This is a genomic window from Pseudoalteromonas sp. PA2MD11 (assembly GCF_017808125.1).
GTDB classification, from domain to species: domain Bacteria; phylum Pseudomonadota; class Gammaproteobacteria; order Enterobacterales; family Alteromonadaceae; genus Pseudoalteromonas; species Pseudoalteromonas simplex.
In genome coordinates, this window is record NZ_JADKNF010000009.1 from 127,910 (window position 1) to 129,226 (window position 1,317).

Here is a 1,317-nt window from a genome sequence, read left to right on the forward strand (position 1 = left end):
CCAATAGGGATTAGTAAAGGATATTCACAAAGAGGTTAAGAGGCGCTGCGCTAAAGAGGTAAACCAAGTATTTTGGTTCTCTCATTTACCTTCATTCACTTCTCTTAGTGCAACTAGAAACTAGTGATGAGTATTCACAAAGAGACTATGAGACGCTGCGCTGAAGAGTAAACAAAAAAATATTTGGTTTTCTCATTTACTCTTATTCACTTCTCTTTGTGCAAATTAGGTTTTAATGATTTACTTACAGAAGGCTTAAAAGTCATTCATTAAAATGAAGCGGGATGTTTTATGATAAATATGGATATTGATCATCTAACGCAAACAGTTATCGGGTATGCAATTGAAGTGCATATACAATTAGGCTCTGGCTTGTTAGAGTCAAGTTACGAGGCTTGCTTGATGTACGAACTTCAGCAAGCAGGTATAAAAGTTGAACGTCAATTAACTTTACCAATTCGTTATAAGAACTTAGAGATAGAAGCTGGCTATAGATTGGACTTGTTTATACCTAATAAATTAGTTATTGAGCTGAAATCTGTCGATAAATTATTGCCAATTCACTCTGCACAGATTCTAACATATATGAAGCTCTCTAAAGTCAACGCGGGGCTACTTATAAACTTTAACGCGCTTAAGCTTGTTGATGGAATAAAACGGTTTAATTTAAGTTTATAAAAAACAATAATGAATTAATAAGCCTTATTCACTTCTCTTTGTGCCAATAGGAATTAGTAACGGGTACTCACAAATAGACTATGAGACGCTGCGCTAAAGAGGTAAACCAAGTAGTTTGATTCTCTCATTTACCCTAATTCATTTCTCTTAGTGCAACTAGAAACTAGTGATGAATATTCACAAAGAGACTATGAGACGCTGCGCTGAAGAGTAAGCAAAGACGTTTTGTCTTACTCATTCACTCTCGTTTACTTCTCTTTGTGCTAATAGGAACTAGTAACGGATATTCTCAAAGAGACTATGAGCTGCTTCGCTGAAGAGTAAACAAAGAAGTTTTGCCTTACTCATTTACTCTCGTTTCCTTCTCTTTGTGCTAAAAAGAACTAGTAAAGGATATTCACAAAGAGGCTATGAGACGCTGCGCTGAAGAGTAAACAAAGACGTTTTGGTTTTCTCATTTACTCTTATTCACTTCTCTTTGTGCTAAAAAGAACTAGTAAAGGATATTCACAAAGAGACTATGAGCTGCTGCGCGGAAGAGTAAGCAAAGAAGTTTTGTCTTACTCATTTACTCTCGTTTCCTTCTCTTTGTGCTAAAAAGAACTAGTAAAGGATATTCACAAAGAGGCTATGAGACCG

The 1,317-nt window shown here is 35.8% G+C and carries 1 protein-coding gene; it reads left to right on the top strand.

Annotated elements, in window-relative coordinates; all coding sequences use genetic code 11:
* Nucleotides 1-291 precede the first annotated feature (291 nt).
* Entirely contained in the window at nt 292-678 is a 387-nt protein-coding gene (locus tag ISP07_RS11625; RefSeq protein ID WP_324616123.1) for a GxxExxY protein, read from the top strand.
* Nucleotides 679-1,317: the final 639 nt, after the last annotated feature.

Excerpts from the sequence above, each read along its gene's own strand:
- ISP07_RS11625 (WP_324616123.1), top strand. The coding sequence starts at position 292 with ATGATAAATATGGATATTGATCATCTAACGCAAACAGTTATCGGGTAT.